At 65.1% G+C, this 23740-nt stretch carries 22 protein-coding genes and 9 pseudogenes; 21 read left to right on the top strand and 10 right to left on the bottom strand.

What is annotated here, in order from left to right:
* The first annotated feature begins 2 nt into the window (after positions 1-2).
* From K0H76_RS11480 to dxs, 8 genes and pseudogenes are all read left to right on the top strand, one after another.
* The gene (locus K0H76_RS11480) at positions 3-638 is read left to right on the top strand and encodes a DUF3159 domain-containing protein (RefSeq protein ID WP_258933072.1); all 636 of its coding nucleotides are present in this window, start codon (positions 3-5) and stop codon (positions 636-638) included.
* Positions 638-769: a hypothetical protein gene (locus K0H76_RS11485; RefSeq protein ID WP_258933073.1), complete on the top strand. Its 132-nt coding sequence runs from the start codon at positions 638-640 to the stop codon at positions 767-769. The genes K0H76_RS11480 and K0H76_RS11485 overlap by 1 nt, the downstream gene beginning before the upstream one ends.
* 25 nt (positions 770-794) lie before the next feature.
* Positions 795-938 carry a TRAM domain-containing protein gene (locus K0H76_RS11490; RefSeq protein WP_258935397.1) on the top strand — a complete coding sequence of 48 codons (144 nt, stop codon included), beginning with the start codon at positions 795-797 and terminating at the stop codon, positions 936-938.
* Entirely contained in the window at positions 935-1411 is a 477-nt protein-coding gene (locus K0H76_RS11495) for a hypothetical protein (RefSeq protein WP_258933074.1), read from the top strand. Before K0H76_RS11490 ends, K0H76_RS11495 begins: the two co-directional genes overlap by 4 nt.
* A gap of 2 nt (positions 1412-1413) precedes the next feature.
* On the top strand, positions 1414-1677 hold the full coding sequence (locus K0H76_RS11500) for a hypothetical protein (RefSeq protein WP_258933075.1): 264 nt from the start codon (positions 1414-1416) through the stop codon (positions 1675-1677).
* Positions 1678-1713: 36 nt separating this feature from the next.
* On the top strand, positions 1714-2196 hold the full coding sequence (locus tag K0H76_RS11505) for a hypothetical protein (RefSeq protein WP_258933076.1): 483 nt from the start codon (positions 1714-1716) through the stop codon (positions 2194-2196).
* A gap of 134 nt (positions 2197-2330) precedes the next feature.
* A pseudogene (locus tag K0H76_RS11510) lies at positions 2331-5158 on the top strand (aconitate hydratase).
* Positions 5159-5269: 111 nt separating this feature from the next.
* A pseudogene (gene dxs, locus K0H76_RS11515) lies at positions 5270-7263 on the top strand (1-deoxy-D-xylulose-5-phosphate synthase).
* Positions 7264-7340: 77 nt separating this feature from the next.
* On the opposite strand, the gene K0H76_RS11520 reads toward dxs, so the two are convergent.
* From K0H76_RS11520 to K0H76_RS11530, 3 genes and pseudogenes are all read right to left on the bottom strand, one after another.
* A complete protein-coding gene (locus tag K0H76_RS11520) occupies positions 7341-7709 on the bottom strand; it encodes a Rieske 2Fe-2S domain-containing protein (protein ID WP_258933077.1) in 369 nt (122 codons plus the stop codon).
* Positions 7709-8857 (bottom strand): annotated as a pseudogene (locus K0H76_RS11525) (HRDC domain-containing protein). The gene K0H76_RS11520 and the pseudogene K0H76_RS11525 overlap by 1 nt, the downstream one beginning before the upstream one ends.
* A gap of 113 nt (positions 8858-8970) precedes the next feature.
* A pseudogene (locus tag K0H76_RS11530) lies at positions 8971-9550 on the bottom strand (DUF3000 domain-containing protein).
* A gap of 278 nt (positions 9551-9828) precedes the next feature.
* Here K0H76_RS11530 and K0H76_RS11535 point away from each other — a divergent pair.
* The 8 genes and pseudogenes from K0H76_RS11535 (at position 9829) to K0H76_RS11570 (ending at position 15052) form a co-directional block, all read left to right on the top strand.
* Positions 9829-10797: an NAD-dependent epimerase/dehydratase family protein gene (locus K0H76_RS11535; RefSeq protein WP_258933078.1), complete on the top strand. Its 969-nt coding sequence runs from the start codon at positions 9829-9831 to the stop codon at positions 10795-10797.
* Complete coding sequence (locus tag K0H76_RS11540; protein WP_258933079.1) at positions 10733-11476, top strand: hypothetical protein; 744 nt, start codon at positions 10733-10735, stop codon at positions 11474-11476. Before K0H76_RS11535 ends, K0H76_RS11540 begins: the two co-directional genes overlap by 65 nt.
* A 105-nt stretch (positions 11477-11581) precedes the next feature.
* Positions 11582-11845: a catalase gene (locus K0H76_RS11545; protein ID WP_258933080.1), complete on the top strand. Its 264-nt coding sequence runs from the start codon at positions 11582-11584 to the stop codon at positions 11843-11845.
* Positions 11846-11933: 88 nt separating this feature from the next.
* Positions 11934-12711: pseudogene (locus K0H76_RS11550) on the top strand (catalase); the annotation flags it as partial.
* A 183-nt stretch (positions 12712-12894) separates the two neighbouring features.
* The gene (locus tag K0H76_RS11555; protein WP_258935398.1) at positions 12895-13263 is read left to right on the top strand and encodes a hypothetical protein; all 369 of its coding nucleotides are present in this window, start codon (positions 12895-12897) and stop codon (positions 13261-13263) included.
* Positions 13264-13609: 346 nt separating this feature from the next.
* The gene (locus K0H76_RS11560; RefSeq protein ID WP_258933081.1) at positions 13610-13987 is read left to right on the top strand and encodes an FAD-binding protein; all 378 of its coding nucleotides are present in this window, start codon (positions 13610-13612) and stop codon (positions 13985-13987) included.
* On the top strand, positions 13984-14610 hold the full coding sequence (locus K0H76_RS11565; protein WP_258933082.1) for a hypothetical protein: 627 nt from the start codon (positions 13984-13986) through the stop codon (positions 14608-14610). Before K0H76_RS11560 ends, K0H76_RS11565 begins: the two co-directional genes overlap by 4 nt.
* A gap of 22 nt (positions 14611-14632) precedes the next feature.
* The gene (locus tag K0H76_RS11570; RefSeq protein ID WP_258933083.1) at positions 14633-15052 is read left to right on the top strand and encodes a sensory rhodopsin transducer; all 420 of its coding nucleotides are present in this window, start codon (positions 14633-14635) and stop codon (positions 15050-15052) included.
* A 1-nt stretch (position 15053) separates the two neighbouring features.
* Here K0H76_RS11570 and K0H76_RS11575 read toward each other — a convergent pair whose 3' ends face one another.
* The 5 genes and pseudogenes from K0H76_RS11575 to K0H76_RS11595 form a co-directional block, all read right to left on the bottom strand.
* Positions 15054-15317, bottom strand: coding sequence for a hypothetical protein (locus tag K0H76_RS11575; protein WP_258933084.1), 264 nt, complete (start codon positions 15315-15317; stop codon positions 15054-15056).
* A 697-nt stretch (positions 15318-16014) separates the two neighbouring features.
* Positions 16015-16283 (bottom strand): annotated as a pseudogene (locus K0H76_RS11580) (Rho termination factor N-terminal domain-containing protein).
* Between the two features lie 6 nt (positions 16284-16289).
* A pseudogene (locus K0H76_RS11585) lies at positions 16290-17186 on the bottom strand (SDR family oxidoreductase).
* A gap of 56 nt (positions 17187-17242) precedes the next feature.
* Positions 17243-18427 (bottom strand): annotated as a pseudogene (locus K0H76_RS11590) (alcohol dehydrogenase catalytic domain-containing protein).
* A 150-nt stretch (positions 18428-18577) separates the two neighbouring features.
* Complete coding sequence (locus K0H76_RS11595; protein WP_258933085.1) at positions 18578-19009, bottom strand: DUF3054 domain-containing protein; 432 nt, start codon at positions 19007-19009, stop codon at positions 18578-18580.
* 353 nt (positions 19010-19362) lie between these two features.
* Here K0H76_RS11595 and K0H76_RS11600 point away from each other — a divergent pair, with 353 nt between their 5' ends.
* From K0H76_RS11600 to K0H76_RS11620, 5 genes are all read left to right on the top strand, one after another.
* Entirely contained in the window at positions 19363-19848 is a 486-nt protein-coding gene (locus K0H76_RS11600; protein ID WP_258933086.1) for a hypothetical protein, read from the top strand.
* The gene (locus K0H76_RS11605) at positions 19838-20074 is read left to right on the top strand and encodes a hypothetical protein (RefSeq protein WP_258933087.1); all 237 of its coding nucleotides are present in this window, start codon (positions 19838-19840) and stop codon (positions 20072-20074) included. The genes K0H76_RS11600 and K0H76_RS11605 overlap by 11 nt, the downstream gene beginning before the upstream one ends.
* Before the next feature lie 81 nt (positions 20075-20155).
* Positions 20156-20506, top strand: coding sequence for an NfeD family protein (locus K0H76_RS11610; RefSeq protein ID WP_258933088.1), 351 nt, complete (start codon positions 20156-20158; stop codon positions 20504-20506).
* 169 nt (positions 20507-20675) lie between these two features.
* Positions 20676-22034 (top strand): SPFH/Band 7/PHB domain protein, encoded by a 1359-nt coding sequence (locus tag K0H76_RS11615; protein ID WP_258933089.1) that lies wholly within the window; start codon positions 20676-20678, stop codon positions 22032-22034.
* Positions 22027-22368 (top strand): RNA polymerase-binding protein RbpA, encoded by a 342-nt coding sequence (locus K0H76_RS11620; RefSeq protein WP_258933090.1) that lies wholly within the window; start codon positions 22027-22029, stop codon positions 22366-22368. Before K0H76_RS11615 ends, K0H76_RS11620 begins: the two co-directional genes overlap by 8 nt.
* A gap of 73 nt (positions 22369-22441) precedes the next feature.
* Here the strand turns inward: K0H76_RS11620 and K0H76_RS11625 are convergent.
* Together K0H76_RS11625 and K0H76_RS11630 are read right to left on the bottom strand one after the other, a co-directional pair.
* A pseudogene (locus tag K0H76_RS11625) lies at positions 22442-23175 on the bottom strand (polyprenol monophosphomannose synthase).
* 275 nt (positions 23176-23450) lie between these two features.
* Positions 23451-23738 (bottom strand): hypothetical protein, encoded by a 288-nt coding sequence (locus tag K0H76_RS11630; protein WP_258933091.1) that lies wholly within the window; start codon positions 23736-23738, stop codon positions 23451-23453.
* Positions 23739-23740 lie beyond the last annotated feature (2 nt).

The following is a 23740-nucleotide window of genomic DNA, read 5'->3' on the forward strand; positions in this document are numbered from 1 at the left end:
CCATGGCGGATCAGCAGAGCAGCCGACAGGCGGAGACGCCCGACGAAGATAAGAGCCGCGCCGATGAGGTGGGGGAGCAGCTGTCTGCCCAGGCGGCCTCCAAGCTGCACGCCCGGGACGACGGGTCCCTTGAGGTGTGGAGCTCCCTCGGCGGGTGGAGAGGCCTCGCTGAAGCAACCCTCCCGCCTACCGCCTTCCTCCTTGTCTTCCTGTTCACGGAGGAGCTGGGCCCAGCCCTGCTGAGCTCACTGCTCGTGGCCGGCGCCTTCGGGATCGCCCGGCTCATCCAGCGGGGCACGCTCGTCCAGTCCGTCTCCGGAATAGTGGGAGTGGGACTGTGTGCGCTCGTCGCGCAGCAGACCGGGGAGGCCCGTGACTTCTACGTTCTAGGAATCCTGGTCAACGTCGTCTACACCACGGCATTCGTCATTTCGATCGCGGTGCGCTGGCCTGTGGTGGGGCTGCTCTTCGGGTTCATCCGCGGTCAGGGGTCGCGTGGCGCCATCAGGCCAATCTCAGGCGTCGCTACGCACTGGCCACCTGGATCCTGGTGGCCATCATGGTCGCGCGCTTCGCAGTTCAGGTTCCGCTCTACGTGGCCGATGCCTTCGGCCCGCTGGGGACCTCGCGTCTGGTGATGGGTGTGCCTCTGTGGGCCCTCGGCCTCTGGCTGGGCTGGATGATCACACGGCCTGAGTCCGCAGGAGAAGCAGCCGACACCGACGAAGGTTCGGCCGCACGCGATGACCGCGAGCCCGTCCGTGACTGACCTGCTCACCCTTGAGGTGGGCCCGATGGCCCACGGCGGTCACTGCGTCGCCCGGCACCAGGGGCGCGTCGTGTTTGTGCGGCATGCCATTCCGGGAGAGACCGTTCGAGCAGCGGTGACCCAAGGGGAGCGTCCGCGAAGTTCTGGCGGGCCGACGCGGTGTCCGTGATCGAGCGCTCGGAGCATCGGCGCACGCACCCCTGGCCAGCTGCCGATGCCCACACGGCGCACGCCTCCGGAGCTCTGCCGGTGGGTGGTGCGGAGCTGGGCCACATCAGCCTTGCCCATCAGCGACGCCTGAAGGCCCACGTCTTCCGCGATCAGCTCGCGCGCATCGGCGACCTCACCCTCGACCGAACACTGCTGGGCGGGTTCGACCGAGACCATCTCACCGCCGAGGGAGAGCCCCGGGTGACAGCCCTGGACGGCTCCAGCGACGGGCTGCACTGGCGCACACGCGCGGACTTCGCCGTGACCCCAGAGGGTCAGCTGGGTATGCATCCCCATCGGGAGCACGAGGTCATACCCATTTCCGATATGCCTCTGGCGGTGGAGGCTCTGACCGAATCGCCCGTCTTCGGCTGGGACTTCTCAGGCGCGGAGCACGTCGATCTCATCGCACCCGGCGCCAGGGGCCCCTGACCGTGATCGTCCGAACCCGCGGAGAGGTCTCCAGCCTGGAGGAGCGTCTGGTCCACGCTGCTAAGCAGCTCCCGGGAGAGTTCAATCTCGTCCTCGCGCGCATCAGACCATCGGAGCCCCGCCGCTCACCCCGCCGAGAGAGTTCGCGACGACGCCAGAACTCGGGGCTGCGACTCGTGCATGAGACGCTCCTGGGCTTAAGCACACCGTCGACGAGCCCCTTCCTCACCCTGTGGCGGCGCCCGACGGCCCTCGTACCCATGTGACGCTGCGAGCGGAGAGCTTCTGGCAGATCCACCGGCGTGCACCGCAGGCACTCATCTCCGCAGTCGACCGGATGGCCGACATCGGCCCCGGGAGTCCGTGGCCGATCTGTATGCGGGGCGGGCCTGTTCACCGCGTGGGCCGCAGAGCGCGTAGGGCCCACCGGCCATGTGCTCTCCGTCGAAGCGGCCGAGGCATCCTCCTCCAGTGCGAAGGATCTCTTTCAGGGCCTCAATCATGTCGAGGTGCTGAAGGCACCGGTCGAGCGAATCCTGTCGCGCCTCCGGAGCTCAGACCTGGTCCTCCTGGATCCGCCGCGGGCAGGGGCAGGTGAGCGCGCCATTGCAGGAATCGACGCGGCGGCCCCGAGACAGATCATCTACGTCTCGTGCGATCCCGCCTCCTTCGCCCGAGACGCCAAAGCCCTCGCTGTCCGAGGATGGCGCCTGCGAGACCTCGAGGTCATCGATATGTACCCCAACACTCACCACATGGAGTCCGTCGCCGTCTTCGCGCGGTGACGACAGACCTGTGTCTGCGGACACGCCAACGATTCACGTGTGAGTAGGATGGTCTCTGAATCACGACGAGGTCATCGGTCGCGCCCAAGTCCGAGGCCCGCGTCAGTTCGGACAACCAGACAAAGGAGTCCCGCATGAGCACTGTGGACAGCTTCGGAGCAAAGGACGTTCTCAACGTCAACGGCGCCGACTACGAAATCTATCGACTGGACAAGGTCGAGGGCTACGACACCCTTCCCTACAGCCTCAAGGTGCTGCTGGAGAACCAGCTGCGCACCGAGGACGGCGCAAACGTCACCGCTGAGCACATCAAGGCCCTCGGGTCATGGGACAAGGACGCCCAGCCGAACGTCGAGATCCAGTTCACCCCGGACGGGTGCTCATGCAGGACTTCACCGGAGTTCCTGCGTGGTGGACCTCGCCACGATGCGCGAGGCCGTCGCTGACCTGGGCGGCGATCCCGAGAAGATCAACCCGCTGGCTCCGGCCGAGATGGTCATCGATCACTCCGTGCAGATCGACGCCTTCGGATCCCATGATGCGATCGAGCGCAACATGGACATCGAGTACCAGCGCAACGGCGAGCGGTACCAGTTCCTGCGCTGGGGACAGACCGCCTTCGAGAACTTCAAGGTCGTTCCCCAGGGATGGGAATCGTCCACCAGGTCAACATCGAGTCCCTTGCCCGCGTGGTCATGACCCGGCAGACTCAGAACGGCCTGCAGGCGTACCCCGACACATGTGTGGGCACTGACTCCCACACCACCATGGAGAATGGGCTGGGCGTGCTCGGCTGGGGCGTCGGCGGCATCGAGGCCGAGGCAGCGATGCTCGGCCAGCCGATCTCCATGCTCATCCCTCGCGTGGTCGGCTTCCGCCTCACCGGCGAGATCCCCGCGGGTGCCACCGCCACCGACGTCGTGCTGACGATCACGCAGATGCTTCGTGAGCACGGAGTCGTCGGAAAGTTCGTCGAGTTCTACGGCGACGGCGTGGCCGAGGTTCCGCTCGCCAACCGAGCCACGATCGGCAACATGAGCCCTGAGTTCGGCTCCACTGCGGCGATGTTCCCCATCGACCAGGTGACGATGGACTACATGCGGCTCACGGGCCGCACCGAGGAGCAGCTGGCCCTGGTCGAGGCCTATGCCAAAGAGCAGAAGATGTGGCACGACCCGTCGAAGGAGCTTCGCTTCTCCGAGCAGCTCGAACTGGACCTCTCCACCATCGTCCCGTCGATCTCCGGTCCAAAGCGTCCGCAGGACCGCATCGAACTCACCGATGCGAAGGAGCAGTTCCGCAAGGACATCCACAACTACGTCGACAACGGTGCCGACACCGCCGAAGGCACGGTCGACGAGGCCGTGGAGGAGAGCTTCCCCGCGTCCGACGCGCCCACTCCCGCAGCCGGGCAGGAGCAGGACGCCGCCGACAAGCCCCGCACCGGTCAGGGCGGTCAGCCCGCCGCTTACCGTCCGTCGAAGCCTGTGGCCGTCAAGATGCCCGACGGTCGGGAGTTCCACCTCGACCATGGCGCAGTCTCGATCGCCTCGATCACGTCCTGCACCAACACATCGAACCCCAATGTGATGCTCGCCGCCGGCGTGCTCGCGCGCAACGCGGTCGAGAAGGGGCTCGTGCAGAAGCCCTGGGTCAAGACCTCCATCGCCCCCGGCTCAAAGGTTGTCACCGACTACTACGAGCGCTCAGGCCTGATCGAATACCTGGAGAAGATCGGCTTCTTCATCGTCGGGTACGGCTGCACCACCTGCATCGGAAACTCCGGGCCTCTTGAGGATGAGATCTCGAAGACCGTCCAGGACGAGGACCTCGCTGTGACCTCCGTTCTCTCGGGAAACCGAAACTTCGAGGGCCGCATCAACCCCGATGTGAAGATGAACTACCTGGCCTCGCCTCCGCTGGTGGTCGCCTACGCGCTGGCCGGATCGATGGACTTCGACTTCGAGAACGAACCCCTGGGTCAGGATTCCGAGGGCAAGGACATCTACCTGAAGGACATCTGGCCCGACCTGACTGAGGTCCAGACCATCATCGACGAGTCCATCGACACAGAGATGTTCACTTCCAAGTACGACACTGTCTTCGACGGAGATCACCGCTGGAAGGCGATGGACACCCCGAAGGCTCCACCTTCGCGTGGGACGAGGCATCGACCTACGTGCGCAAGGCGCCCTACTTCGACGGTATGGACATGGAGCCTGGCCCGGTGACCGACGTCAAGGGAGCTCGGGTGCTCCTGAAGCTGGGCGACTCCGTGACCACGGACCACATCTCCCCAGCCTACTCCTTCAAGTCGGACACACCCGCAGGCCGGTACCTTCTGGAGAACGGCGTGGAGCGCAAGGACTTCAACTCCTACGGCTCGCGACGCGGCAACCATGAGGTGATGATCCGGGGCACCTTCGCCAACATCCGCATCAAGAACGAGCTGCTGGACGGCGTGGAGGGCGGCTTCACCCGCGACTTCACTCAGGACGGCGCACCTCAGGCGTACGTCTACGACGCTGCGGAGAACTACCAGGAGGCAGGGATTCCCCTCGTCGTCCTGGGAGGCAAGGAGTACGGCTCAGGCTCCTCCCGCGACTGGGCGGCAAAGGGCACCCGGCTCCTCGGAGTGAAGGCCGTCATCACCGAGTCCTTCGAGCGCATCCACCGGTCGAACCTCATCGGTATGGGCGTCCTGCCGCTCCAGTTCCCCGAGGGCGAGTCGGCGGACACTCTCGGCCTCACCGGCTTCGAGACCTTCGACATCGAAGGCATCGAAGCGCTGAACAATGGAGAGACTCCGGCAACGGTCAAGGTCACTGCCACGAAGGACGACGGCGGCACTGTCGAGTTCGACGCCGACGTGCGGATCGACACCCCGGGCGAGGCAGGCTATTACCGCAACGGCGGCATCCTGCAGTACGTGCTGCGAAGCCTGGTGAAGAACGCCTCCTAGGCGTCAGCGCCCATCAGAAGCGGCGAGGGCGGGGTCAGACCATACGGTCTGACCCCGCCCTCGCTCGTCGCGTGTTGGGACCGTGCAGGTCGGGCTGGGTACCATAGCCGAATGAGCATTCTGCCCACTATCGGGGCTCCTCAGGACCTGAGCCGACTCAACGCCGAGCAGCTCGAGAATCTTGCGGAAGAGATCCGCGCATTCCTCATCGCCAATGTCTCCGCCACCGGCGGGCATCTCGGCCCGAACCTGGGCGTCGTCGAGCTCACGCTCGCCATCCACCGAGTGTTCGACTCTCCTCGGGACTCCGTCATCTTCGACACCGGGCACCAGTCGTATGTGCACAAGCTGGTCACCGGACGGCAGGACTTCACGACGCTTCGCAAGGAAGGCGGGCTCTCCGGGTATCCGGATCGCGGCGAATCCCCACGACATCGTCGAATCCTCGCATGCCTCCTCCTCACTCTCCTGGGCAGATGGGATCTCGCGGGCTTATCAGCTGCAGGGCGAGGGCGACCGCTTCGTCATTCCCATCATCGGCGACGGCGCGCTGACCGGGGGCATGGCCTGGGAAGCCGTGAACAACATTGCGGCCGACAAGGACCGGCGCGTGGTGATCGTTGTCAATGACAACGGGCGCTCCTACGCGCCGACCGTCGGCGGGCTGGCCGACCAGCTCTCCAAGCTGCGCAGAGGCGTGCTGGACAAGGTCCGCACGCACCGCGCCTACGAAGACATGCTGGACGGCACGAAGCGCCGCCTTCAGCAGGGCGGCGCGGTCTCGCGGATGATGTACCGCAGCCTTCATGCGGCGAAGAAGGGAGCCAAAGACTTCTGGAGTCCCCAGGGACTCTTCGAGGATCTCGGCATCAAGTACATCGGGCCCGTCAACGGCCACGACCAGCGCGCCCTCGAGGATGCCCTGGCTGACGCTCGCAACTACGGCGGACCGGTGCTCGTGCACGCCATGACGGAGAAAGGCCGAGGATTCGCGCCCGCCCGCGCGGACACAGCCGATCAGATGCACGCCGTGGGCGTCATCGACCCCGAGACCGGGATCCTGTCTCGCGCGGCTCCGCCCGCTCATGGACATCCGTCTTCGAAGAGGAGATCGCAGCCATTGCTGAGGAGCGGCAGGACGTCGTGGCTCTCACCGGGGCCATGATGATGCCCGTAGGACTCTCCACGATGGCCAAGCGGTTCCCGGACCGGGTGTACGACGTGGGCATCGCCGAACAGCACGCAGTCGCGTCGGCGGCGGGTCTGGCGTACGGCGGCCTCCACCCGGTGATCGCCGTCTACGCCACATTCCTCAATCGCGCGTTCGATCAGCTTCTGATGGATGTGGCCCTGCACAGGGCAGGAGTCACCCTCGTGCTCGATCGCGCCGGCGTCACAGGTCCCGACGGGCCGAGCCACCATGGCATGTGGGACCTGTCGCTGCTTCAGATCGTGCCGGGCCTGCGGATCGCGGCGCCTCGTGACTCCACCCGACTGCGTGAAGAGCTGCGCGAAGCCGTGGCTGTCGAAGACGCCCCCACCGTGGTGCGCTTCTCCAAAGGATCGGTCAATGACGAGATTCATGCCCTCGAGCGGCTCGACGACGGGGTCGACGTGCTGCACAGCACTGCGGCGGCTTCGAACAGCGACTATGCGAACGACGTCCTGATCGTCTCAGTGGGAACAATGGGGAGCTGTCCCTCGACCTGGCCAAGAGGCTGGAGGACCAAGGGATCACTGCCACCGTCGTCGACCCGCGCTGGGTGCTTCCGGTCCCGGAGACGGTCGTGTCCCTTGCCGCACGCCACCGGATCGTGGTGTGCATCGAGGACGGCGTCAGAGCAGGAGGCGTGGGCTCCCGAATCCGGCAGGAGATGCGAGCTGCCGGAGTGGACACCGCGCTGAACGAAGTGGGACTGCCGGTGACGTTCCTCGCTCATGGGTCCAGGGACCAGGTGCTCGAGAGAGTCGGACTCACCTCTGCCCAGATCGCCCAGGACACTGTGGCCCAGGTCCTCGGCACCAAAGTGCCCTTCGCGCGTCGCCTGCCGGGAGAAGCGATGCCCACCGGAGAGATCCCTCTCTTTCAGCAGCGCCCGCACTGAGCATCGATCGACCCCGGGCACGCCTCAGGTGAGCCGTGCCCGGATCGTCCCCTCGCTGATCTCCGCATCGTAGGACGTCAGTCCACGGGGTGCTGGTCCGGCGATCCGCTCACCCGTGAACTCGAACTGGGAGCCGTGGCACGGGCATTCGAAGCGATCCTCGTCCATGCCGACCGTGCACCCTCATGGGGGCAGACGGCTGAGAACACCATCACCGAGTCTTCGTCCGGGCGATTGACCAGAAGCGTGTGCTCACCCACCTCCGCAATGCCCGCCTCTCCAACCGGCAGGCTCTCCGCTGGTGCGATGTCAGTCCAGTCCTGGTCGTCGCTGGCGTCCTCGGAGTCTCTTCCGCCGCCGCAGGCAGTCAGCGACAGCGCCCCTGCCCCCAGAAGAGCTCCTCGGAGGAACTGCCGCCGAGGAGAGCAGCCGGTGAAGCACGACATCAGTCGTCGACCGGTTCTGGGTCGAGCAGGGCGACGGTGACGATCGCTGCGGTCTGCTGGATCTGCCAGGGACGCGCTCCGAGGGCCTCGAGCGCCGATGCCACGGTGTCGAAGTCCACCGGATTCGGCGGTGTCCAGCAGAGCTGCTTCAGCGCCGCGGGGTCAGCAGCGTCTCAGGCATGACGTCGATCTGCTCCGCATGACGATGCACCCGCGCCCGCGCAGTCCGAAACTGCGCGAATGCCTCGGGGTTCCGGTCGCGCCACGTTCTGGGCGGGGAGGGGCGCCCCGCCCCGGGCCTGCTTGACGGGAAGATCGTCCGAACGCGCGCCTACCTGAACGGCAGCGAGCCAGCGCCGCGCCTCCTTCTTGGCGGCACGGCCGTGGAATCCTTGGACATCGAGCAGCTGGGGCACAGTCCGCGGCTGGGCATCGGCGGCTGCGATCAGCGCGGAATCGGGGATCAGGTGCCCCGGAGCGACGTCCTTGCTCTCCGCGAGCGATTCCCGCACGTTCCACAGCTCCCGGAGTACGGCGAGCTTGCGCGGCGACTTCAGCCTGTTCAGTCCGGACGTCCTCCGCCACCTGTCTTCGGGCGGCTGCTGAGCAGGTTTGAAGGTGCGCAGGTATTCGAACTCCTGCTCAGCCCACTCCGTCTTTCCCTGATCGTCCAAGAGCTGGCTGAGCTCCTCGCGAAGCTCCACGAGCAGCTCTACGTCCAGGGCTGCATAGCGGAGCCAATCCTCCGGAAGCGGCCTTCTGGACCAGTCCGCTGCCGAGTGCTCCTTGGCCAGGCGCAGACCCAGCAGGTTCTCGACCACCGCCCCGAGACCCACTTTGGGAAGGCCAGCCAGCCGTGCGGCGTGCTCCGTGTCGAAGAGGCGGGTCGGCTGCATGCCTACCTCCTCCAAGCAGGGAAGGTCCTGGGTGGAGGCATGAAGAATCCACTCGGCATCGCCCAACGCCTCCTGAATGGGAGCGAGCGGCTCCAAGGCGTCGAATGCCTCGGGGTCGATCAGCCAGATGCCCGAGTCCTCCCGCTTGAGCTGCACCAAGAAGGCCCGCTGACCGTAGCGGAACCCCGAAGCACGTTCGGCGTCCACTGCAACGGGTCCCTGGCCCTGGGCCAGGGCCTCCGCCGCTCTCATCAGCCCCCGCTGCGTGCTGATGACCCCAGGAACGCCGTCCTGGGGCTCGGTCAGCAGGGGAGCGCTTCGCTGTCCTGCGGCATTGACTGCTCGGGGTGAGGGGGCACGTTCTCCTATATTCTCCGGATGTGCGGCATCGCAAGCACGCCGTCGGGCTGTGAGGGAAGCCCGGCGAATGAGCAGACCATGTCCGCCCAGGCTTCCAGGTGAGCGCCGAATCCCTCGCCTAAGTGGCTGTCCACGACGCGCGCAGCTCCACATCATTGGTCGACTCGCGCGAATTCAGGGACCCGAACGATTCAGACAGAATCCTTGTCGCCGTTCCCCTGCGGCCGTGTGCTCCACGCCGTGCTGGGCCAGTGAGTCAGAGAGCCAGGTCCACGCCACCTCGGCAAGAAGGGGGTCGTTCCCCATCTCGGGCTCCAGCTCAGCTCTGATGTAGATCACCACGCGAAACGTTCCGCCCCACAGGGGCTGCCCGGCCGGGTCGTGAAGAAGGATGAAGCGCCCGCTTGCCAAGGTCTGACCCGAATCTGTGTCCGGACGCTGCGCGCCGGAGGCGACCGGGGCCGAGGACCCGTCGACCGAAACTTCTGCCCGAAGCGCCACAGCGTATGGAGCGAGTCTGACGGGAGCCGGAACCTCTTCGACGAAGGCCTCGTGCCGCGGTGCGGCAGCACGAAGCTGTTCCAAGGCGGACCTGAAGCTGCCGGGAAGGCCGGATGGCTCAGGCGAGTCGGCCGCGTCGCTCGCTTACTGTGGGGCGAGACGTGCCGCCGCCTCGGCTGCGGGCCCGAAAACACTCACGTGCCCAGGCTAGGCAGGCCGGGGAGCATCGGACCGCAGGCACGCCGTGGCGGTCGCCCCAGAGTCGCAGGCATCCAGGCGACGCACACGCGAGATCCAGGATCGGGTGGTGTGGTGGTGGCAGCGCCCAGAGCAAGAACGTTTCTGCAGGAGGATTTACAGGTATGCGCATCGCCGTCGTCGGAGCAAGCGGAAATCTCGGAACCGCCGTGCTGAACGAGCTCATGGAGCGCGGTGAGGCTGACAGCATGAGGGCCATCGCCCGTCGCCGTCCGAACACCGATGTGGACCCCTACCGGCAGGCCGATTGGCTGAGCATCGATGTCCAGTGGGAGGAATCCGTGGACGAGCTCACGGAGGCCTTCGACGGAGCCGATGCGGTCATCCACCTTGCCTGGCTCATTCAGCCCAACCACGACCGTGAGCTCCTGCGCCGCGTCAACGTCGACGGAACCGCCCACGTCCTCGAGGCGGCTGCCAGGGCGGGGGTGAAGCACGTGGCCCTCGCATCCTCTGTGGGTGCGTACTCGCCGGTCGAGGATCACGAGCTGCGGGACGAGACCTGGCGCACCGACGGCATTCAGACGGCCCACTACAGCGTGGACAAGGCGGCTCAGGAGCGAGCCGTCGATGCGTTCGAGGCCGAGCATCCCGACGTCGCGGTGGCTCGGATCCGCCCCGCTCTGATCTTCCAGGAGCAGCGGCTTCGGAGATTCAGCGCTATTTCCTGGGCAAGCTTCTGCCCAACAATCTTCTCGGGACGGTCAGGCCGCCCCGCCTTCCTATGCCCGACGGCATCCGACTGCAGGCTCTCCATGCTCGGGATGCTGCGGCCGCCTTCGTCGAGGCTGTGCTGCGAGGTGCGCACGGCCCCTTCAACGTGGCAGCCGATGACATCCTCGACGGCGAGGCCCTCGCATCCGCGCTGTCGAACACGGAGGCTGCCCAGCAGGCTGAGATGGGCAAAGTGGACTCTGCGTACAAGGCCGTGGAGAAGAGCTCATTCCCGTGCCGAGCTTCCTGATCCGCCCTCTGATCAAGCTGGCCCATCGCAGCCGTCTGCTCCCCATGGACGAGGGCTGGCTGGACATGGCGATGCGGTCCCCGCTGATGAATACGGACCGGGCCCGTGAGGAGCTCGGCTGGAAGCCGACCAGGACTGGCCTGGAGGCACTCGAGGAGCTGATCGACGGCATGTCCCGAGGCAATGGTGCAGATTCGGGCCCCATGCGGGCCAAGACGAAGGACCCGGCGTCGCAGGCGAACCTGCCGCTGCCCGGGGCAGACCACTCATTGGATGAGGATGCGGTCAGCAGCGACCTCCTGGGCCAATACCTCAGAGACCACCTGTCGGGGGCCGCGGCGGGCCTGGACCGCATCACGGCGATGGCGGAGGGGTATCAGGACACCCCCGTGTACGCGCAGCTCGCCGCCGTGGCCGAGAGCATCGCCGGTGAGCGTGCGTGGCTTGAGGGCCTGATCGAGCGGCAGGGCTTCACCCGGCCCACGATCATGGAGCAGGCGGCCTCAGCCGCGGAGAAGCTTGCTCGGCTCAAGCCCTTCGGCACGGGTGTGACGGATCGCTCTCCCTCGGAGATGGTTCTTGAAGTTGAGCTGATGATGGGGGCCATCACAGCAAAGATGCATGCCTGGCTGGTGGTGGCCGACTACTGCGAGGAGCTGGGGGTCAAGCGCGACGTGGCGGACGAGCTCCTCGAGACCGCAGAGGCTCAGCGGGAGACGCTGGCAGGCGTCCACGAATACGCCCGACGGAGGGCGTACCGCCCCGATGCCAACGCCTTTCCCAAATAGACGCTCCGGCGCAGGAGCCGACGTGCCCGGGTGCGTGACAGTTCTGACTCATTCAGAATAAGCGTTAGACTGAGGCCCTCCACCCAAGGACGAAAGGAGTGCCCCATGGCTGAGCAGACACTCACCACCCGACAGGGCCACCCAGTTCAGCACAACCAGAACATGCGCACGGTCGGCTCACGCGGACCCGCCACACTGGAGAATTACCACTTCCTCGAGAAGATCTCCCACTTCGACCGCGAGCGGATTCCCGAGCGCGTCGTGCATGCGCGCGGATTCGTAGCCTACGGCGAGTTCGAGGCGACCGGCATGATCGGCGACGAGCCCGCCTCGAAGTACACCCGCGCCAAGCTCTTCCAGGAAGCTTAAGCAAGAAGACCGACCTCGCCATCCGCTTCTCCACCGTGATCCACGGCCGCGACTCAGCAGAGACTCTGCGGGACCCCGCGGCTTCGCCGTGAAGTTCTACACCGAGGACGGCAACTGGGACCTCGTCGGGAACAACCTGGCCGTGTTCTTCATCCGTGACGCCATCAAGTTCCCCGATGTGATCCACTCCCTGAAGCCGGACCCCGTCTCCTTCCGACAGGAGTAAGCGCGCATCCTCGACTTCATGAGCCAGGCGCCTGAGTCGATGCACATGCTCACCCACCTCTTCAGCCCTCGAGGCATTCCGGCCACGTACCGGCACATGGAGGGCTTCGGCGTCAACACGTACAAAATGATCAACGCCGAAGGCGAGTCGGTCCTCGTCAAGTACCACTGGCATCCCAGAGTAAGCGTCGCCTCCTCAGCAGCGATGAGGCCGCCAAAGTGCAGGGTCAGGACCTCGGCCACGCCAGCCGCGACCTCTTCGACTCCATCGAGCGCGGCGAGCACCCCCAGTGGGACTTCTACGTCCAGATTATGGAAGACGCGGAGCACCCTGAGCTGGACTTCGACCCCTGGATGACACGAAGATCTGGCCGGAGGACCAGTTCCCGCTGCGCCACGTCGGCACCATGACGCTGAACCGCAACGTGGACGATCACCACAACGAAAACGAGCAGATCGCCATGGGCACCGGAGTGCTGGTGGACGGGCTCGACTTCTCGGACGACAAGATGCTGATCGGCCGCACCTTCTCGTACTCGGACACCCAGCGCTACCGGGTGGGCCCGAACTACCTGCAGCTGCCTGTGAACTCGCCCAAGGGCGTCAAGTCGGTGCACACCCACCAGCGCGGCGGCCTCATGTCCTACGGCGTTGACCTCGCCGAAGGACAGAACCCGCACGTAAACTACGAGCCCTCCATTACTGGCGGTCTCACCGAGGCGGAGAAGAAGCCGAACAACCAGCCCGAGATCACCGGTCGCGTTGCTCCTGCGAACATCGAGCGCCGCAACGACTACATGCAAGCACGCGCCCGCTACGTCACGATGAATGCGTGGGAGCGCGACGGGCTGGTCGAGGAGCTCGGCGGCATGATTCAGGAGGCCGCACCGCAGGTGCAGGAGCGCTTCCTCTGGCACCTGTTCATGATCCACGATGACTACGGCACACGCGTCGGCGAGTTCATCAGCAAGAGCGCCGATGACGTCAAGCACCTCGAACCCCTGTCGACGCAGACGCTCACGGAGGAGGAGCAGAAGCGCCTGCAGAACCTCGGTCGCAACGGTGACGAGTTCGACTCCACCGTCTGGGGCACGTGGACCTCTTCGGTGGTCAACCACCAGGTCACCGCAGAGCAGGTGATGAACGGCCTGGGCAGCCTCGAGTACACCCGCGAGGACGCACCGGCCGCCTGACCGGGAGCGCATCCCACTCTGACAGCTGAAGGGCCCCGCAGCGTGACGCTGCGGGCCCTTCAGCATTTGCCCAGGCTCGACCGTTTGACTGGGCAGCTGAGCAGAGATCATCTCCGTACGACAGGTCTATGAGGTCGAAGCGTATGCCAGACACCTTCCGAAACTGGTCCGGGAGCATCGAGTTCACCCCGAAGAGCAGAGCCGCCCCGCGAAGCTCCCGCCAGGTGCAGCAGCTCGTTGCCAAAGCGCGCCGAGGGGAAGACGCTGCGGCCCGTGGGCTCGGGCCACTCCTCGACTCCGCTGTTCAACACCCCGAGACGCTCGTCTCCTCGAGAGGCTCTCCGGCGTGAAAGCTGCGGACTATGAAAGCCGCACCGCACGGGTGCTTCCCGGAACCGGGCTGCGGGATCTGGGAGCGATGCTGGGCGAGCACGACCTCGCCATGATGAACCTCGGCGACGTCGACTATCAGGCCATCGCAGGAGCACTCTCGACAGGAACCCACGGGTCAGGCATCTCACTGGGCAACCTCTCGTCAATGGTCATCGGCGGGGTGCTTGTCAACGGACTGGGGAGGAGATCCCGTTCGGCGTCGACGCCGGTGAAGGCGAGGACCATGACCTCAGCCGTGCCGCGGCGCTCAGCCTGGGGACGCTGGGAATCATCACTTCCCTCACCCTGCGGCTCGAGTCCTCCTACATGCTGCACCGACAGAACTTCATGATCCATATCGATTGGGTCCTCGAGCACTTCGCCGAGCTGGTGGAGCAGAACCGCAGCTTCGACTTCTACTGGTACCCGCGCTCCGACATGGCTCAGGTCCGTCTTCTCAACGAGCCGGGAGAGGAGCCGACCCTTCTGCCTCCCGGTGAGCTGAAGAAGGAGGTGACAGGACCCTCCTACGAAGTGATCCCGAATGACCGGCACCTTGTCTTCGAGGAGATGGAGTACATGCTGCCCTTCGACGAGCAGCTGGCCGCCTTCCGCGAAGTGCGGGAACGCGTGAAGTCGGAGCATCGCGCTCTTGTCGGCTGGCGGGTGCTGGTGCGCACGATTGCGGCAGACAACGTCATGATCTCCAATGCCCAAGGGCGAGACACCATGACCATTGCGCTGCTGCAGAACAATACTCTGCCGTTCAAGGAGTATTTCGATGACATCGAGCCGATCTTCCAGCGGCACGGCGGTCGGCCGCACTGGGGCAAGAAGCACACGATGAAGGCTCCTGAACTGGCGCGGCTCTACCCGGAGTGGGAGCGGTTCCAACAGATTCGGAAGCAGATGGACCCGGACGGAGTCATGATGAACGACTATCTGAAAGAGCTTCTCGGAGAGGAAGGCGAGTAGAGACGTGGCGCTGAAGCACTCCATGAAACGTGGCAGCTCGAAGGAACGTGCACGCGGGCGCAAGCGCGATGCGGGACTGGGACGCACCTCCTGGGTCTTCTCCGCTTACTTCGCTCCCAGTCAGAGCACAGGCCAGGAGCCTGAGTTCACCTCACGCAATACCCTCTGTCTGCTGAACACTGCGTTCGAGGAGGCCTGCGTTCGCCTCACCGTGTTCCACGATGACGCAGAACCCGTCGGGCCGTACGAAATCCTCGTGGACCCAAGACGAGTGCGGCACCAGCGGATCAACGATCTCATCGAACCCGAAGCCGTCCCGCTGGACGCGCCGTTCGGCCTCGTCGTCGAGTCTGATGTTCCGGTGGTGGCTCAGCTCTACTACTTCGACTCGCGGGGAGGCGCCCTGAGCGCCTCCCACCTGAATCCGGCTCCGGCGGACTGATCTAGCCTCGCTCTGCCTCGGCGGCATCGATGAGCGCGCCATACCCTTCGCGGAACGTCGGGTAGCGCAGTCCGTCGGCCGGAAGAAGCGAATGGAGCAGGCTGGCGTCGATCGTCTTGCCCGTGAGTGTTCCGTCGCCCGAATCTTCCGGCACGGGCACTCCGAGGCGGGACGCGACGTAGGTGAGCACTTCGCCCATGGTGGATGGGGCGCGGTCCACAGCGTGGACCAGAGAGGGAGGCTCCTCCAGCTCGAGGAGCGTCACGATGGCGCTGGCCAGATCGTCTGAGTGGATCCTGTTGGTGATGCGTCCGTGATCGGTACTTGCTTACCCGGACGCGGTCAATCGTCCGTGTCCGCCCGGGCCCGTATATCCCTGCTTACCGCACCACGGTCACCTCCGGAAACTGCGCGTATGCATCGCTCTCTGCACTGTGAAGAACCTTGGCTGTTGCTCTTTCGGCGACGGCGGGGTCTGCTCGGTGACAGTGTCACCGTCCCAGTCGCCCAGGACACCGGTCGATGAGACGAACACCAGGCGGGGAGCGGGCGCGGCAGGATCGAGGCGAGGCCTGCGAGAGTCTGCCGGTACGCGCGCTCATACCCCTCATGAGTGGGCTCGTCCGCTGTCATGGCAATAACGACGGCATCTGCCGCCGGCAGCTCGTGCCTGCGGTCGGGTTCAGCGAGATCCATTCCCAGCACCGGGAAGGGGAGCCCATGAGGCTTCGGGCGGCGCCTGATGCCGGTCACTGGCGTACCCTGTGCGTGCAGCAGCGTCCCGACCCGTTCACCCAGGTCGCCGCATCCGGCCAGCAGCACATGCTGCAGCGGGCTTGTTCTCGCTGTCATTCGGAGCTCCTTGAGGGTCGAATGAGTCCCCGGAGCAGACTGCTCGGGCGGACACATATGGCGGAACCAGAATACTGAGATCCCGGTCCCGCCACGAACGATGAGCGCGCCTAGCGGTCTCGCAGGGCTTCGATCAGCTCATCCTTCTTCATCTGTGAGTAGCCGTCGACGTCGAGCTCCTTGGCGCGCTGCTGAAGCTCCTCCACGGTCCTGTCCTCATAGTTCTCAGAGCTGCCGCCCTTCTCGCCCTGCTTCTGCCGCCCCTCTTTGGCGGCAGAGTTGGCGATGCGGGCTGCCTTCTCCTTGAGTACCCCTGGTCCTCACGGAGCTTCTCGTAGAGCCCTTCGTCCTTGACTGAGCTGCGCTCCTCCTCAGGCATCTGAACTCACGCTCCTGTGAACGGCTTGCCGCCGGTGACGGGGATGACGGCGCCCGAAGTGTAGCTCGCCTCCTCGGAGGCCAGGTATACGTAGGCTCCAGCGAGCTCGGTAAGCTGCCCGGCGCGCTCCATAGGGTGTCGCCGCCGAAGTTCTCCACCTTTGACTCGGGGAAGCCGGTGGCCGGGATGAGAGGGGTCCAGATCGGTCCCGGAGCGACCGCGTTGACGCGGATGCCGCGAGGCGTGAGCTCTTGTGCCAACGACTCCGTGAAGGCGACCTGGGCCGCCTTCGTCATCGCGTAGTCGAACAGCGGGGAGCGGGGCCTGCTGCCTGCACGGATGTGGTCGTGATGATCGAACCGCCCTCGGGGATGTGCGGCACCGCGTGCTTGGTCAGCGCAACGTGAGCGGTGAGGTTGGTGCCGAACACCTTCTTCACGTCATCCATGGATACGTGCTCGATGCCGCTGCGCTTGCGCTGGTAGGCCGCGTTCAGAATGAGCACGTCGATTCCGCCCAGGTCCTTCAGCGCATTGCCGACGACGCCTTCCGCAGCGTCGTCCTTCGTCAGGTCAGCCGGGTATGCGTGCCCGCGCTTACCAGCATCGTGAACATGCTTGAGCGTCTCTTGGGCGTCCTCCTTCTCCTCCGGGAGATGGACGAACGCTATGTCGGCCCCTCCCGCGCGAAGGCGATGGCGGTTGCTCGCCCGATCCCGGAGTCTCCGCCGGTGATCAGCACCTTCTTCCCCTTGAGGCGATCGGCGCCGACGTAGGAGTCTTCGCCGTGGTCAGGGGTGGGTGCTGTTTCGCTGTCCAGGCCTGGCTGACCCACATCCCCATGCGCGGGGAACTGATCGTCATGATGCTTGGTGGTCGGGTCCGTCTGGTTCTTCTCAGTCATGGCGTCCTCCTCGGGATCGCTCGAACGGTTTCAGAAGCTCTTCGAGACGCAGGCCTTCAGCTTGCCTGGGGGTCGAGGACGACCTTGATGCAGCCGTCCTCCTTCTTCTGGAAGGTCTGGTACGCCTCAGGCGCCTGGTCAAGGGGAGATGGTGAGTCACGAAGTCGTCGACGCCGAGAGGGTCCTTCGTGTCCTCCACGAGGGGGAGAATGTCGTCGACCCAGTTCTTGACGTTGGCCTGACCCATAGTCACTGGATCTGCTTGTCGAACATGGTCAGCATCGGCAGGGAGAGGCCTGGCCGCCGTAGACGCCGGAGAGGCTGATGGTCCCACCCCGGCGCACCAGATCGATGGCTGTGTAGACAGCACCCAGCCTGTCCATGCCCACGGTGTCCATCATCGGCTGCGAGATCTTCTTCGGCATGAACTGTGCGCCGAGCTGCGCGAACTTCGCCACCGTGGACTGGACGCCTCCGTGGGCCTCCATGCCGACTGCATCGATGACAGCATCGGGCCCCCGTCCCTGTGTCTTCTCCTTGATGGTCGCCACCGCGTCCTCGGTCTGGGGAAGACCTCGATGCCGTGGCGCGCTGCCATCTCTCGGCGCTCGGCTTCGGGCTCAATGGCATACACCGTCATGCCCAGGTGCCGTGCGATGCGCGCGCAGAACTGACCGATCGGTCCGAGGCCGAGCACCGCGACGCTGTCGCCCTTCTTAACCCCGGCGTACTGAACTGCCTGCCACGCGGTGGGCAGCACATCCGACAGGAAGAGGTAGCGGTGGTCGGGAAGCTCGTCGCTGACCTTGATGGGCCCATAGCGGCGTGGGGCACACGAAGGAACTGTGCCTGCCCGCCGGGGATCGCGCCGTAGAGCTGCGAATATCCGACAGGAAGAGGACCGGTGCCCATGTCTGTGTTCTGCGTCGTCTCGCACTGGGTCTGGAGCCCTTGCTGCAGAAGTAGCAGTTGCCGCAGGCGATCTGGAACGGAACGACGACCCGGTCGCCGACCTTGAGGTCGGTTCCGGACCCGGTCTCGACGACGCGCCCCATCGGCTCGTGGCCAACGATGTCCCCAGGCGTCATAAAAGGGCCCAGGACTTCGTAGAGGTGAAGATCCGAGCCGCAGATCGCGGTGGAGGTCACCTCGATCACGGCGTCGCTGGGCTTTTCGATGGTCGGGTCGGGGACGGTCTCGACCGACATCTTGTGCGTGCCTTGCCAAGTCACTGCTTTCACGCTCTAACGCTCCTTTATGGAATGTGGTGCAACTCGTGATGAGCTTTACCCACACTAGAGAGACCGACCTTGGCAGGTGCTGGACGTATGCATGAGATCCGGTCAGAGTCTGCCGGGCGTCGCCGCGGAGCCCCTCGGATCGCTATTATGTCAACTTGTGGACATGCGCTCTGCTCGGCCCGCCAGCAGCTTCGAGATCGCTCGACGCCCCATCAGCAGAACGCCGAGGCTGAGGGTGGCCACCACGACGAAGCTGGTCTGCACACCTCCGTCAGTGAGCAGAAGGCGCAGCAACATGCCAATAAGCACTGTGCAGGCCACCACGACGACGCCATGGGGCCACAGCCGGTGCGGGGAGCGAGGGCTTCCACTGATCAGCCACGCGAGCGCCAGCGCGGCGAGGAACGGCCATGCAGTGGACAGGATCTCCCATGGACTGAGTCCGATTCGTGCGAGCGGTTGCCCACCACGGCGAAGATCACCACGAGGCTTGCTGTCGGCTGCGAAGGCTGCGGAAGCAGAACCTGTGCGGGCTCGCTTGTCAGCGTCGTGGCTCGCTCGGCGGCCGGGGGTGTGGGTCATCCGTCCAGGGTAGCCGGGAGTCGCACTCACACTTAAGTTGACATAATGTAGATTATCGGTCATTCAGGCAACGCGTGAGCGCAGTGATGAGCACCACCCGCCGCGTGCAGTCTGTCCTGAGCACGTGACAGCCAGCATTCGGGTCTAGCCTTGGGCATCATGGATGACGCGACGCTGACCGCCGCAGCGAGCCGGAGCGTGCAGCGCACGTGGCCGGTGCTGTGCCCAAACTGCCGTCAAAGACTCATCGTCACACCGGACCCGGACCCGGAGGCGGACCGGAACGCCTCTCAGCACTGCTATGCCCCGCCTACCACCGCTTCGATGCGGCCAGGCAGGGTTATGTCAACCTCATGTCCGGAGCGGGCACCCGCCTCACCCCGGATACCCCGGAGATGATCATGTCCCGTGAACGGGTCCAGCGCTCCGGCATCTTCCAGCCTGTCCTCGACTGCCTGAAGACCCTTGTCGTCGCAGCGGATGAGATGGTTGCGGACTGCGGCGCGGGCACCGGCTACTATCTGCACGGCCTCCTGGATGAGAATCCCACCCGCAGCGGCATAGCTCTCGACATCTCCGCAGCGGGCATGAAGCGCGCGTCCAAGCATCCGCAGACCCTGGCGCTGGTATGGGACCTCTGGAAGCAGCTGCCCTCAGCAGCGGCTCGATCACCACCGTTGTCAACGTCTTCGCGCCTCGGCACCCAGCTGAGTATGCACGCGTCCTGCAGCCCGGCGGACAAGCCCTCATCGTCATTCCCTGCCGGATCATCTCCACGAGCTCCAGCAGCACGGTCTCATCTCTCAGCAGCGGGCCAAGCGCGATCACGTGATCGCTGACCTGGAGCCGCACATGGGTCGCCCCGTCAGCACCCAAGAAGTGCGCACCGAAGTCAGCGTGGACTCCGTCTCCGCCGCCGACCTGATCCACATGGGCCCAGCAGGACATCACCGCACACGAGCGGCAGTCGAAGAAGAGATCGCATCCTCCGACGTCGCACGCGTGACCGTGGCGGTAGAGGTGATGGTGTGGACGAAGGCCTCTGCCTCTGCACACGAGGAGTAACACCTGTTTCGTCCGAGCCTCCGCACCGCTAAGGTGAGATGACTAGGGTCAGCAGCAGAGACGAATGAAGGTGAGCCGCACATGATCGAATGGTTCGGCGAGAACCTCTGGGCAGCGTGGTTGGCCCTGTGCTTCATTCTCCTGATGTTCGAAGTCTTCAGCCTCGACCTCATCTTCATCATGCTTGCCGCGGGAGCAGTGGCAGCGGGAGCCGTCGCTTTGGCGGGCGGCGCTGTCTGGGCGCAGCTTCTGGTCGGCGGAGTCGTCGCTCTGCTGATGATCGGAGCTATCCGGCCCGTCGCACTGAAGCACCTCAAGAGCCGATCGCCCGAGACCCTCACCGGCGTCGACCGGCTGACCGGGATCGAGGCCGCCGCGGTCGAGACGGTCACTCAGACGTCCGGCCTCGCAGAGGTCGACGGAGACACCTGACCGCCCGAGCGTCCGGCGACTTCATCCTGGAGCCCGGTGCGCCTACCGTCGTCGACTCAGTGGACGGCGCGACGGTGTACCTCTCCCCATTCGTTCCATCGACTGGAACCCGGAGCCCGAACAGGCTTGACCCCTGCCCCTGCCCAATAACCCCTAGGAACGGACCTCTATGGACTTCTTACTCCTCATTGTCGGCGTCGTCTTCCTGCTCTTCGTCGTGGTGATCCTGGTCAACTCGGTCAAGATCGTCCCGCAGGCGCGGGCAGGAATCGTTGAGCGCCTCGGCAAGTATCACCGAACGCTCCAGCCCGGCCTGGCGCTGCTCGTCCCTTTCCTCGACAGGCTCGCCCCGCTCCTGGACATGCGTGAGCAGGTCGTATCGTTCCCGCCGCAGTCGGTGATCACCGAGGACAACCTGGTCGTGGACATCGACACCGTGGTCTACTTCCAGCTCACGGATCCCAAGGCTGCCAGCTATGAGATCCAGAACTACATCGTCGGCGTCGAGCAGCTGACCACTACGACCCTGCGAAACGTCGTCGGCGGAATGAACCTCGAGAAGGCTCTCACCTCACGAGATGACATCAACTCGATGCTCCGCGGCGAGCTCGACAAAGTCACCGGGCGCTGGGGCATCCGCGTCGCCCGTGTGGAGCTTAAGGCCATCGACCCGCCGCACAGCATCCAGGACTCCATGGAGCAGCAGATGCGTGCCGAGAGAAACCGCCGCGCAGCGATCCTGACTGCCGAAGGAAACAAGCAGTCTGCCGTGCTCAACGCTGAGGGCGAGAGGCAGGCGGCCATCCTCCAGGCGGAGGGTGAGGCGCAGTCCCGCATCCTGGGCGCGAACGCTGAAGCCCAGGCCATCGAGACCGTGTTCAATGCTGTGCACGCCTCAGAGCCGTCGCCTGAGCTGCTCTCCTACCAGTACCTGCAGTCCCTCCCCGAGATGGCCAAATCGGAGTCGAACACCATGTTCTTCATCCCCGGCGAGTTCGGCGAGGCGCTGAAGAGCCTTGCGGGTGCCTTCGGCGGAGGAAGCGGCGGCGAACAGGAGGTCTCCTTCGAGGAGAAGGAGAAGATGAGGGAAGCACGCGCCGAGCGTCTGCGCGCACGGCGCGAGGAAGAACAGGCCAAGACCGGCAGAGCGGCACGGCCGGGCATTTCGCACTCCATCGCCGACCTCGCAGAATCTGCGCGAGCAACCTCCGTCACGGACGACGCGGCACAGTATGAGTCTGCCGCCGACTTGAGGATGCCGCACGGCAGGCCAAGCCGGGTCGACAGAGCGGCAAGCCGTCCCTGGGCGAGGAGTCTGCCGAGGACGTCATCGCCCGCGTGTCTGAGGAGAGCCCAGGTGCCGCACCTCGACCGGCAGCGGAGACCAGCAGAGCAGCTGAACCCCTTCCCCAGCAGGTCACAGCCGTTCAGGGTCCCGTGGAATAATCTGCGGACCCTGCTGGTTGGAGTAGGGAGACCAGCACCACAGAACGTAGTCGACGAAGAGAGCCGAAAACCCGATGAGTGATCGCAGTCTGCGCGGCATGCGCCTCGGCGCCCAATCCATGGAGACAGAGACGGGCGTCGAGCCAGCGCCCCGCCAAGATGTGGAATACGTCTGCGAGGATGGCGAGAAGATCGTCGTCACCTTCGCCTCCGACGCGGACCTGCCCACCACGTGGACAGCCTCGAGCGGCAAAGTGGGCGTTCTCGCCCAGGGCGACAAGCCCGACGAGGAGCCTGAGAAGCCCGCCCGAACCCACTGGGACATGCTCCTGGAACGGCGCTCGACCGACGAGCTTGAGGAAATTCTTCAGGACCGTATTAAGATTCTGCGCGAACGCCGCGGCGAAAAGGTCTGAGACTCGCCTGAGCCGCTGACAGTGAAGGCCCGCCCCTCAGGGGCGGGCCTTCACTGTCAGCACGGCCGAACGTTCACCGGGTTCCGGCCAGCTTCCCAGCGAGCGTCGAGGCCCGGGCCGCCAGGCCCCACCTGGTCACGTTGGTGACGGCCTCCACCACGATGCCGCCGCTCATCTTCGACTCGCCGACCGTTCGTTCGACGAAGGTGATGGGCACCTCCCGAATCGTCTTGCGCTGACGGGCAACGCGGAAGGTCATGTCCACTTGAAAGCCGTAACCCGCCGACTTGATCGACTTCAGGTCAATGTCCTCCAAGGTGGAGCGCCGGAATACACGGAAACCCGCAGTGATATCTCTCACATTGAGTCCGAGCATGGTGCGGGAGTAAAGCTGCCCGCTCGCGAAATGAGCTCACGGTGCAGCGGCCAGTTGACGACAGAGCCCCGGGACCCATCGCGACCCGATGACGAGGTCTGCTTCGTCGAGCAGGGCGATGAGATCCGGCAGCTGCTCGGGCTGGTGCGAGCCGTCGGCATCAAGTTCGACGAAGGCGTCGTAATCGCGTCGGAGCCCCACGTGAATCCGGCGATGTAAGCTCCGCCCAACCCGTCCTTCTTGGTCCGATGAATGACGTGGACCTTCTCGTCGGCGGCCGCCATCTCTTCCGCCAGCTGGCCTGTGCCATCAGGGCTGGAGTCATCGACGATGAGCACGTCGGACTCAGGCAGAGCGGCCCGAAGCCGGTCGAGCGTCACCGGCAGGGCGTCGATCTCGTTGAAGGTGGGAATGACGGTCAGGATCTTCATGCGGACCACGTTAGCTCACTGCCTCCCCGCGAATGACCGTCGCTCTCCACCGAGGCAGGCCTCCCTCCTCATCGCGTCCGGGGAGGTACGGGAGCAGCGGTGTGCGGGCACGGGTATCTGTGCTCCACGCCGACACAGCCGAGTGGGGAGTCTGCACTGACAGGGAGTCCGCCTCCCACACCACATATGTCGCCTCCGACCCAGGATTCAGGGTTCCCGCCTCCGGCTGGCCACCTGGCAGGAGCGGAACGCTCCTCGGGTCTGCGCATTGAAGCTTAAGCACGCACAGACACCGGGTCGCTCTGGTGATGCACGTGCTCACTGATCAGCTGCCACGGGCTCTCCCCCTCAGGCGGGGCCGCCGACGTAGGGACTCCCACGCTCAGGGCAGTGGAGAGATGGATGGCCCGCCGGGCGAGCACCTGCGCCCCAGTGTTGAGCAGGTCTTCCCAATGAGCCCGCTGCGAGGAGTCGAAGCCGACCAGGACCGTGGGGTTCTCAGCGCTCGGGGTGTGCTTCAGCTGCCGGAGCTGGGACGTGGTTGCTGCGAGAGACTGGACCACCT

It is taken from the genome of Nesterenkonia pannonica, from assembly GCF_019575955.1.
In the GTDB taxonomy this organism is placed as follows: Bacteria; Actinomycetota; Actinomycetes; order Actinomycetales; family Micrococcaceae; genus Nesterenkonia; species Nesterenkonia pannonica.

Bases quoted from the DNA above. Each gene is read 5' to 3' on its own strand.
- K0H76_RS11480 (WP_258933072.1), top strand. From the start codon at position 3: ATGGCGGATCAGCAGAGCAGCCGACAGGCGGAGACGCCCGACGAAGAT.
- K0H76_RS11485 (WP_258933073.1), top strand. From the start codon at position 638: ATGGGTGTGCCTCTGTGGGCCCTCGGCCTCTGGCTGGGCTGGATGATC.
- K0H76_RS11490 (WP_258935397.1), top strand. From the start codon at position 795: ATGGCCCACGGCGGTCACTGCGTCGCCCGGCACCAGGGGCGCGTCGTG.
- K0H76_RS11520 (WP_258933077.1), bottom strand. From the start codon at position 7,709: ATGTCGTGCTTCACCGGCTGCTCTCCTCGGCGGCAGTTCCTCCGAGGA.
- K0H76_RS11535 (WP_258933078.1), top strand. From the start codon at position 9,829: ATGCGCATCGCCGTCGTCGGAGCAAGCGGAAATCTCGGAACCGCCGTG.
- K0H76_RS11540 (WP_258933079.1), top strand. From the start codon at position 10,733: ATGGACGAGGGCTGGCTGGACATGGCGATGCGGTCCCCGCTGATGAAT.
- K0H76_RS11545 (WP_258933080.1), top strand. From the start codon at position 11,582: ATGGCTGAGCAGACACTCACCACCCGACAGGGCCACCCAGTTCAGCAC.
- K0H76_RS11555 (WP_258935398.1), top strand. From the start codon at position 12,895: ATGAATGCGTGGGAGCGCGACGGGCTGGTCGAGGAGCTCGGCGGCATG.
- K0H76_RS11565 (WP_258933082.1), top strand. From the start codon at position 13,984: ATGATCCATATCGATTGGGTCCTCGAGCACTTCGCCGAGCTGGTGGAG.
- K0H76_RS11570 (WP_258933083.1), top strand. From the start codon at position 14,633: ATGAAACGTGGCAGCTCGAAGGAACGTGCACGCGGGCGCAAGCGCGAT.
- K0H76_RS11595 (WP_258933085.1), bottom strand. From the start codon at position 19,009: ATGACCCACACCCCCGGCCGCCGAGCGAGCCACGACGCTGACAAGCGA.
- K0H76_RS11600 (WP_258933086.1), top strand. From the start codon at position 19,363: ATGTCCGGAGCGGGCACCCGCCTCACCCCGGATACCCCGGAGATGATC.
- K0H76_RS11610 (WP_258933088.1), top strand. From the start codon at position 20,156: ATGATCGAATGGTTCGGCGAGAACCTCTGGGCAGCGTGGTTGGCCCTG.
- K0H76_RS11615 (WP_258933089.1), top strand. From the start codon at position 20,676: ATGGACTTCTTACTCCTCATTGTCGGCGTCGTCTTCCTGCTCTTCGTC.
- K0H76_RS11620 (WP_258933090.1), top strand. From the start codon at position 22,027: ATGAGTGATCGCAGTCTGCGCGGCATGCGCCTCGGCGCCCAATCCATG.